The organism is Streptomyces sp. NPDC059567 (genome assembly GCF_042735655.1).
In the GTDB taxonomy this organism is placed as follows: Bacteria; Actinomycetota; Actinomycetes; order Streptomycetales; family Streptomycetaceae; genus Streptomyces.
This window is the reverse complement of the sequence record NZ_JBHWBS010000026.1, coordinates 1-8,554: the sequence shown is the minus strand read 5'-3', so window position 1 is coordinate 8,554 and position 8,554 is coordinate 1. Positions and strand designations below refer to the sequence as shown.

Sequence of the window (8,554 nt, the reverse complement as noted above, 5' to 3'; positions counted from 1 at the left end):
CCGCGCCCCCGGGGGGGGGCGCGGGGGGCGGGGGGGGGGGGGGGGGGGGGCCCCCCCCCCCCCACCCGGGCTCGGGGTTCGGAAGGTCAGGAGGTTTCGGAAGCGGCCTTCGCCTCGGCCCGGAGGATGTTCATGACCTCGGTCAGTCGCTTGCCGGCCATGCCGAGCCCCTGGGCTTGCACGGCCGTGCGTACAACCGCTCGGGACAGCTCGCCCTGCTCGGCGGCAGCGGCGCGGCCTATTTCGACCAGGTCCTCCAGCGAGGCGTCCGGCGGTCGTCCGCCTCGCCGCTTGGCCTCCGTATCCCCGGCCGACTGTTCCGGAGCCTCGATCGTGGTCTCGCGGGTGATCAGGATGTGGAGGTGGACCGCGCCGGCCAGGGCGAGCGGAGCGATGGTGGAGAGGACGCCCACCGTGGCGTCGCCCAGGTACAGCCCGTCGGATGTCCCCTGCTGGTTGAGGCGGAGAGCGTGCAGGGCGTTCGCCCAGATGCTCGCCGTGGTCGCTGTTCCGAACAGGGTCCATACGTAGAGGCGGGCCCGGAACGGGGCGGTGCGCAGGACGAGGAGGGCTCGTACCCCGTAGGCGATGAACCCGTCGATCACGAGGGGGAAGAGGTAGGTGAGGAACCCGCGGATGTGGATGGCGACGGCCATCTGCTGGAGTGCGTCGTACGAGAGGGCACACGCGGCGGCGCCGAGGGTGAGGATCGCGGCGCGGTCCCAGCCGGTCGCCTGGTGGGCTGTGCGGTGGTGGGCGGGTATGGCAGGGGTGGTCAAGCGGGGTGCTCCTGTGGTGGTGGCGTGATGCGTCTTGGGCGTCTTGGCCGTTGCAAGCGCAGGTCAGGGCCGGTACGGCAGGCCCGGTCGGCGTCCGTCCTGGCCGTGTCCCGGTGGGGACGGCGCGGGTCGGCCCTCCGTCTTGGCCTCATGGCCGGTGACCTGCGGCGATACGGCACGTACGCGTGGGACGGCACGAGACGCATGCGGGCGACGTACCAGCGGCCTGCGCGGGGGTGTGCGATCGTGTTGCCGTCTTGGGCCCGGCTGCCGTCTTGCACGTATGCCGTTTGACCTGCGGAATCACGGCAGGGACGGCAAGGACGGCAAGGACGGCAACCAGCGGGTGGGGCAGGGTCAGCCCTGCGGGTGGGTGGGTGCGGCCTCGACCGGGTGGACGGTCGGGCAGTAGCGGCGCCAGGGGTCGAGGAACTTGTTGCGCATGTAGCCCTTGCGCTGGGTTCCGTCGACGATGCGAACGTTTCCGGGCTTGATGCCGAACTGCCGGAGCATCGCCCCGAGGTCGCGCGGGCTGAGCCCGCTGCGCCCCCACTCTGCCCACGGGCTCTCCGGATCCTGGCGCAGATGGTGGATCAGCTCCTCCGTGGAGAGGCTGTCGACCTCGCGCTGCGAGGCGAAGACGCGCCGGATGTCGGCCAGGATGCGGGCCCCGCTGGGGTGGTCCTCCTCGGCCGCCGTCTCGGCGGCGACCATCTGCTCGCACGCGGTACGGGCGCGACGCGGCCAGGTGCCGGCGGCGAGGTCGGCGACGATGACGAGGGGTTCCCAGGTGTCTGCGGCCCGGTCCTCGACCGGCATCGCCGGTTCCAGGTCGGCGGCCTCGTCCACCAGGGGACCCGCCCAGGCAGCGATGCGGTCGCGCAGGCCGTGTAGTGCGGGGATGTCCCGTCGTGACCGGAAGGGCCGGACGGTCTCACCGTCGGCTCGTCGGCGCATGCGGATGACCACCGACCGGTCCATGATCGTGTCGGGCAGGTCGCCGATCCCGGCGATGGCCGCCATGGCGAAGGTGGCGAACCGGTGGGGCGTGTGGTCGTTGCCGACCACGCGGGTCACGTAGCGGTTGCGCTGGTGGCCGGCGTTCAGCAGGCCGCGCATCTCTTCGTTCTTCTCGGCCTGCTTGGGCGTGCCGAAGATCGTGTCCGCCTCGTCCACCAGGAGCGTGGGCGGCTCCTCGGTGATCGAGCGGAAGACCGCCGCCGGCGTGGTGTTGATCGTGAGCATCGGCTCGTGGACCGTCTCGGTCAGCACGTCCAGCAGCCGGGACTTGCCGCACCGCTTCGCCGGGCCCACCACCGCCAGACGCGGGGCGTGCTGCCACGCGGGCTGGAGATGCGTCGCCGCCACCCACAAGGTGGCCGCGTCGAGCGCCTGCTCGGAGGGCAGGATCACGAACTTCGATATATGCCCACGCAGTTCGTCCAACAGCTCGGATCCGTGCGTCGGCTCCGGATCCGGCCGTTCATTTTCTGAACGCCGCTCGGGGTCGGGGTCGGGCCGTTCATTTTCTGAACACCGCTCGTCGAGCGGTGAGGTCGGTGCCGGATCGCCGCCGTCCTGGCCGGTCTCGGCTGTGGTCCGGCCCGGCTGTCCGGGCACGGCGACCGGCGGCCACTCGGTCTTTCCCTGGTCGGAATAGGGCTCGGGCATCGCAGGTTGCACTGGGCAGCTCCTCTTCTCGCGTCGCCAGGCATGCTGGCCCGGCGCGCGGGGTCGTTCGTGGGATTACGGGCGGGGGGTCGTTGAGCCTCCGGCGTTGCCTCGCCGGAGGCTCTCTCGCTTCCCGAGCGGGGCGAGGGAACACGGACCGTACGTCCACGCCCGGCAACAGTCCAGCGATTCTGTGTCAGCTCAGCGCAGAACTGTCTGCTATGTTGCTTCGCTCTCACGCGGCCAGCCCCAAGAGGTTGAGCAGGTCCGCCGTCACCACGCGGTACGCCTTCCCCAGGCGCAGGACCTTGCACGGGTACTCGCCCCGCTTGGCCAGCTCGTAGCCCTTACTCCGACCGAGCCCCAGCGCACGGTTGCCTGTGTCCAGGTCAACGGCTACCGGCAGGGCTAGCAGTTCCTCACGACTCATGCCCTTCGCCTGCTCGGCCATCGCCTCACCGCGCACGCAGCGCTCCTCTCGTCACAGCCCTCGGCGAACATGCCCAACACGTCCGGCTCCAGGCGGCTAGGAACCATCATGAGCGAGCTACTGTGTCTTCATGACACAAAATGGTTTCGATGATGAAGAGGACGACGACTTCCCGGAGTGGGTGGACCGGATCAAGGCCAACGTGGCCGGCGAGGTCCGGCGACGGAGAAAGGAGATGGGATGGAGCGCACAGGACCTGGCCGACCAGTGCGAGCGGCTCGGGCACCCGATCCCGCGCAACGTGATCGCCAACATGGAGTCCGGACGCCGGGCCAACCTTCCGCTGGTGGACGTCATCGTCCTGGCCGCCGCCCTGGAGACGTACCCGGTCTGCCTGATCTTCCCGGTCGGGTACGTCGATCAGACCCAGGAACTCCCGTTCCAGAGGCTCGTCCCCACCTGGGACGCCCTACGACGCTTCACTGGCGAACAGGAGGTGCCCGAACGCGACGCGGGCATGGTCCCCGACTTCGAGCTTCACGCCAGACTCACGCGCACCGCGCTCGCCGCGCTCGAAGAGGAAGAACGGGCACGGTTCGCCGCCAAAACGGCCACCAGCCGCGCCCAGCAGGAAGAAGCCGAACGCAGGCGGACCGAATACGCCGACCAGGCCATCTCCGCCAAGTACAACCTCCGCCACCTCCGCCGGGACATCCGCGACGAGGGAGCCACCCCACCCGACCTGCCATCCGCACTGGGCGATGTGGACCCGCCCGAAACCGACCCCAACGCCACCATGGAGGAAAGCCTTTGAAGGGTTCTACCTACCGCCGCTGCTCCTGCCGTGACGCGAAGTCCGGCAAGGAACTCGGGTCCGCCTGCCCGAAGCGCAACAGCAGGAATCACTGCACGTACTCCATACGCCAGGAGCTGCCTCCCCGCGAGGACGGCAGCCGGCGATCTTTCGCCCGAGGCGGGTACCCCAACCTCAAGGCCGCCCAGGCCGATCTCGACCACGTGCGGGCCCTCCTAGGGCTCGCCGAGGCGGACGACCCCGAGGGCGTACAGCTGATCGCCGCGATGCTGGCCGAGGTCAGCAGCGAGAAGCTACCTCTGCCCGACGTGGAGGAGACCCGGCGCCGGCTCAGGGCCGGCCAGGATCTCGTCGGCAGCCTGACCGTGGCCGAGTGGCTGGACCGGTGGCTTGCCGGCAAACGCATCCGGAAGTCGGGCATCAGCCGGTACGAGACCGACGTCCGCGTGCACCTCAAGCCGCACATCGGCCACCGGCGTCTCGACCGGCTGCGCGTCAGCCACCTGAGCGACATGTTCACCGCCATCACCGACGCCAACGCCGAAATCCTGGAGCAGAACGCCCAGCGGCGTGCGGCGGTCGAGGAGTTGGCGACTGTCCCGTGGAAGGGCGTGGCGAACCGCGCCCGCCGCAAGGCGATGAAGGCCGCGATCGACGCGATGCCGCCCTTCCGCCGCATTACCGGCCCCGCCACGCGTCAGCACATCAAGGCCACGCTCCGCGCGGCCTTGAACGACGCGATCGGGCAGCAGATCATCACGTTCAACCCGGCCGCCCATGTCGAGATCGATCCGGTACGTAAGCCGAAGGCGCTCGTGTGGACGGACGAGCGGGTCGCCAAGTGGGAACAGACCGGCGAGAAGCCGTCCCCCGTGATGGTCTGGACGCCGGAACACACTGGTGCGTTCCTCGACTTCGTCGCCCAGGACCGGCTGTACGCCATGTGGCACCTGATCGCCTTCCGCGGCCTCCGACGCGGTGAGGCGTGCGGGCAGCCCTGGTCGGAGACCAACCTCGACCGGCATTCCCTCACCATCACAGGCCAGCTCGTCCAGGACGGCTGGGAAGTCGAGGCGTCGGAGCCCAAGACGGACAGCGGCTTCCGTGTCGTCGCCCTGGACGACGACACGGTCGGCGTCCTGGAGCGCCACCGCAAGCAGCAGGAAGCCGACCGCGCGGAGTGGGGGTCGGCCTGGGTGAACACCGGGCTCGTCTTCACCCAGGAGGACGGCTCCTGGCTCCATCCGGGCAAGGTCACCGATCTCTTCGAGCGGCTCGTCGCCGCCTCCGGCCTGCCGCCGATCCGGCTGCACGACCTCCGGCACGGTGCGGCCACGCTCATGCTCGCCGCTGACATCGACATCAAGATCGTCTCGGACACGCTCGGGCACAGCGACACCCGGATCACGCGCGACATCTACCAGAGCGTGCTCCCCCACGTCGGCAAGAGCGCCGCCGAGGCCACCGCCAAGCTCGTCCCGCTGCAGCGCAAGGCCGAGCAAGAAGCGCAGGTCCACCAGGCTGCCAAGGAGGCAAAGAAGGCCCAGAAGTCGAAGGCCAAGCGTAAGAAGAAGGCCAAGGCCAAGAAGGCCGCGAAGAAGGACTGACGGCCCCTCCGCTCACGCATCGCTCACGCACGGGATTCCGAGCCTCAGCCGCCGCATGCCCGCACAGGTAAAGGGCATGAAAAAACCCCAGGTCACGGCGAGTGAGTCCTGGGGTAATTCCGAGCCGCCTTCGGGATTCGAACCCGAGACCTACGCATTACGAGTGCGTTGCTCTGGCCAACTGAGCTAAGGCGGCATTCCGTGCGTTCCCATGGTGGGTGCAGCGGCCTCGCCAAGTCTACACAGTTTCGAGGGGTGCTCCCGACCACCCTCCACGTGGCCCACGCCACCCCTCACGTGCAGCGCTTGCCGTCCTTCGGGGCCGTGCCCTCCAGGAGGTACGTGTTGATCGCGGTGTCGATGCAGTCGCTGCCTCGGCCGTACGCCGTGTGGCCGTCACCCTCGTACGTCAGCAGGCTTCCGGAGGCGAGCTGGGAGGCGAGGGACTCGGCCCACTTGTAGGGGGTCGCCGGGTCGCGGGTGGTGCCGACGACGACGATCGGGGGCGCGCCCTCGGCGGTGATGCGGTGGGGGCGGCCGGTCGCCGGGGTCGGCCAGTAGGTGCAGTTCAGGGCCGCCCAGGCGAGGCCCTTGCCGAAGACGGGGGACGCCTTCTCGAAGGACGGCACCGCCTTCTCGGCGTCGGCCGGTCCGCCGAAGGCCGCCGGGAGGTCGAGGCAGTTCACGGCCGCGTTGGCGAACATCAGGTTCGCGTACGAGCCGTCCGCCTCGCGCTCGTAGTAGGCGTCGGCCAGCGCCAGCAGCCCCGCGCCCTCGCCGCCGATCGCCTGGGTCAGCGCGTCGCGCAGCTGCGGCCACGCGGCCTCGTCGTACATCGCGGCGATCACGCCGGTCGTCGCCAGGGACTCCCCCAGCCGGCGGCTCTCGCCGGTAGGCACCGGCTGGGCGTCGACGTCGCGGAAGAAGGCCTTGAGCCTGTCGCCGGCCGCGGCGACGGACTCGGTGCCGAGCGGGCAGTCCGCCTGCTTGACGCAGTCGGCCGCGAACGCCCGGAAGGCGGTCTCGAAGCCGGCGGTCTGGTCGCGGTTGAGGTCGATCGCGGGCAGCGACGGGTCCATCGCCCCGTCCAGGACCAGCCGTCCGGCGCGGGAGGGGAACAGCTCGGCGTAGGTGGCGCCGAGGAAGGTGCCGTACGAGGCGCCGACGTAGTTCAGCTTCCTGTCGCCGAGCACCTCCCGCAGGATGTCCATGTCCCGGGCGGTCTCCACCGTGGAGACGCGCGGCAGGACCTTCCCCGAGCGCTGCGCGCAGCCCGCCGCGAAGCCCTTGAAGGAGGCGGCGAGCGCGTTGGTCTCGGCCGGATCGTCGGGGGTCTGGTCGACCTGTGTGTAGTCGTCCATCTGCGGGCCCGTCAGACATTCGACGGGCGCGCTGCGCGCCACCCCGCGCGGGTCGACGGCGACCATGTCGTAGCGGGCGCGGACGGGGACCGGGTAGCCGATGCCCGCGTACCCCTGGAGGTAGCCGACGGCGGAGCCGCCCGGGCCGCCGGGGTTGACCAGGAGCGAGCCGATCCGCTTGCCGGGGCCGGTGGCCGCGACCCGGGAGACGGCCAGTTCGATGTCCCCGGCCGCCGGCTTCGCGTAGTCGAGCGGCACGCGCAGCGAGGCGCACTGGAACGTCGGCACTCCGCAGTCGCGCCACGTGAGCTTCTGGCCGTAGTAGCTCCGCAGGGCCGCGTCGTTCGTCGGGGCGGGCGCCCCCGCCGACGAGGGACTCGCGGGCGCGGCGGCGTCGCTGCCGCCCGTGCAGCCGGAGAGGATCAGCCCGGCGGCCGCGAGGGCCGTGGCGGACATACGGAGCAAGCGCCTGGAATCCATGGACCGGAGCGTATCCGTACGAGTACGGACCGTGTCCAATCGCCCGTGCTCAGTCGCGCAGGGCCATCGTCATCGCCTCCACCGCGAGCAGCGGCGCGACATTGCGGTCCAGGGCCTCCCGGCAGGCGAGCACCGCCTCGATCCGGCGCAGCGTCCGCTCCGGCGCGGTGTCGCGGGCGATCCGCTCCACGGCGTCCCGTACGTCCTCGTTGGCGAGCGGCGTCCGCGCCCGGAGCTGCAGGGTGAGGACATCGCGGTAGAAGCCGGTGAGGTCGGTGAGCGCGAGGTCGAGGCTGTCGCGCTGCGTACGGGTCTTCCGCCGCTTCTGCCGCTCCTCCAGCTCCTTCATCGCCCCCGCCGTGCCGCGCGGCATCCGCCCGCCCTGGCCGCCGCCGAGCGCGGCCTTCAGCTCCTCGGTCTCCTTGACATCGATCTCCTCGGCGACCTGCTTGGCGTCCTCGCCGGCCGCGTCGACCAGCTCCTGGGCCGCCTTCAGGCAGCCGCCGATGTCGTCGACCCGCAGCGGGAGCTTCAGGACGACGGCGCGGCGGGCCCGGGCACGCTCGTCGGTGGCCAGCCGGCGGGCGCGGTCGATGTGGCCCTGGGTGGCGCGGGCGGCTGCGGCGGCGACCTGGGGCTCGATGCCGTCGCGGCGTACGAGCACGTCGGCGACCGCGTCCACCGGGGGTGTGCGCAGGGTCAGGTGGCGGCAGCGGGAGCGGATGGTGGGGAGCACGTCCTCCAGGGACGGCGCGCAGAGCAGCCACACCGTGCGGGGCGCGGGCTCCTCGACGGCCTTGAGGAGCACATTGCCCGCGCCCTCGGTGAGCCGGTCGGCGTCCTCCAGGACGATCACCTGCCAGCGGCCGCCGGCGGGCGAGAGCTGGGCGCGCCGGACGAGGGCGCGGGTCTCCTTCACACCGATGGAGAGCAGGTCCGTACGCACGACCTCCACGTCCGCGTGCGTCCCGACGAGCGCGGTGTGGCAGCCGTCGCAGAAGCCGCATCCCGGCGCCCCGCCCAGCGCCCGGTCCGGGCTCACGCACTGCAGCGCGGCCGCGAAGGCGCGCGCCGCGGTCGCCCGGCCGGAGCCAGGGGGGCCGGTGAAGAGCCAGGCGTGGGTCATCTTGGACGCCTCGGGGTCGGGCCCGCCGGCGGCATGGGCGGTCACCAGCGCGTCGGCGTCCCGCGCCGCGGCGGCGAGCTGCTCCTCGACCCGCGCCTGTCCGACGAGGTCGTCCCATACGGCCATGTCTGCCCCTCCTCAGGTACGCACTCCATTGTGGGGCACCCCTACGACACCGGGTCCACGACAACGGGTCGCGGGCAGTCTGCCCCCGACCCCCAGGAGGGGGCCGCTGCGGGCCCACAAAAAAAAACAGCCCCCGCGCCCGCCCACGACCCACGGCGGC

The 8,554-nt window shown here is 71.1% G+C and carries 7 protein-coding genes and 1 tRNA gene; 2 read left to right on the top strand and 6 right to left on the bottom strand.

What is annotated here, in order from left to right:
• Positions 1 to 86: 86 nt before the first annotated feature.
• From ACFVZW_RS14645 to ACFVZW_RS14635, 3 genes are all read right to left on the bottom strand, one after another.
• Positions 87 to 779 carry a DUF2637 domain-containing protein gene (locus tag ACFVZW_RS14645; protein ID WP_384520835.1) on the bottom strand — a complete coding sequence of 231 codons (693 nt, stop codon included), beginning with the start codon at positions 777 to 779 and terminating at the stop codon, positions 87 to 89.
• A 357-nt stretch (positions 780 to 1,136) separates the two neighbouring features.
• The gene (locus ACFVZW_RS14640; RefSeq protein ID WP_384520833.1) at positions 1,137 to 2,462 is read right to left on the bottom strand and encodes a DUF3631 domain-containing protein; all 1,326 of its coding nucleotides are present in this window, start codon (positions 2,460 to 2,462) and stop codon (positions 1,137 to 1,139) included.
• Positions 2,463 to 2,685: 223 nt separating this feature from the next.
• A complete protein-coding gene (locus tag ACFVZW_RS14635; RefSeq protein WP_384520974.1) occupies positions 2,686 to 2,901 on the bottom strand; it encodes a hypothetical protein in 216 nt (71 codons plus the stop codon).
• A gap of 109 nt (positions 2,902 to 3,010) precedes the next feature.
• Here ACFVZW_RS14635 and ACFVZW_RS14630 point away from each other — a divergent pair, with 109 nt between their 5' ends.
• Together ACFVZW_RS14630 and ACFVZW_RS14625 are read left to right on the top strand one after the other, a co-directional pair.
• Positions 3,011 to 3,694: a helix-turn-helix domain-containing protein gene (locus ACFVZW_RS14630; protein WP_384520831.1), complete on the top strand. Its 684-nt coding sequence runs from the start codon at positions 3,011 to 3,013 to the stop codon at positions 3,692 to 3,694.
• Positions 3,691 to 5,301: a tyrosine-type recombinase/integrase gene (locus ACFVZW_RS14625; protein ID WP_384520829.1), complete on the top strand. Its 1,611-nt coding sequence runs from the start codon at positions 3,691 to 3,693 to the stop codon at positions 5,299 to 5,301. Before ACFVZW_RS14630 ends, ACFVZW_RS14625 begins: the two co-directional genes overlap by 4 nt.
• A 122-nt stretch (positions 5,302 to 5,423) precedes the next feature.
• Here ACFVZW_RS14625 and ACFVZW_RS14620 read toward each other — a convergent pair.
• The 3 genes from ACFVZW_RS14620 to ACFVZW_RS14610 all read right to left on the bottom strand — a co-directional run bounded on the left by ACFVZW_RS14620 (position 5,424) and on the right by ACFVZW_RS14610 (position 8,394).
• Positions 5,424 to 5,497 (bottom strand) — tRNA-Thr (locus ACFVZW_RS14620).
• Between the two features lie 97 nt (positions 5,498 to 5,594).
• Entirely contained in the window at positions 5,595 to 7,142 is a 1,548-nt protein-coding gene (locus tag ACFVZW_RS14615; protein ID WP_384520827.1) for an alpha/beta hydrolase, read from the bottom strand.
• 49 nt (positions 7,143 to 7,191) lie between these two features.
• Positions 7,192 to 8,394, bottom strand: coding sequence for a DNA polymerase III subunit delta' (locus ACFVZW_RS14610; protein WP_384520825.1), 1,203 nt, complete (start codon positions 8,392 to 8,394; stop codon positions 7,192 to 7,194).
• Positions 8,395 to 8,554: the final 160 nt, after the last annotated feature.

Bases quoted from the DNA above. Each gene is read 5' to 3' on its own strand.
- ACFVZW_RS14635 (WP_384520974.1), bottom strand. From the start codon at position 2,901: ATGGCCGAGCAGGCGAAGGGCATGAGTCGTGAGGAACTGCTAGCCCTG.
- ACFVZW_RS14630 (WP_384520831.1), top strand. From the start codon at position 3,011: ATGACACAAAATGGTTTCGATGATGAAGAGGACGACGACTTCCCGGAG.
- ACFVZW_RS14615 (WP_384520827.1), bottom strand. From the start codon at position 7,142: ATGGATTCCAGGCGCTTGCTCCGTATGTCCGCCACGGCCCTCGCGGCC.
- ACFVZW_RS14610 (WP_384520825.1), bottom strand. From the start codon at position 8,394: ATGGCCGTATGGGACGACCTCGTCGGACAGGCGCGGGTCGAGGAGCAG.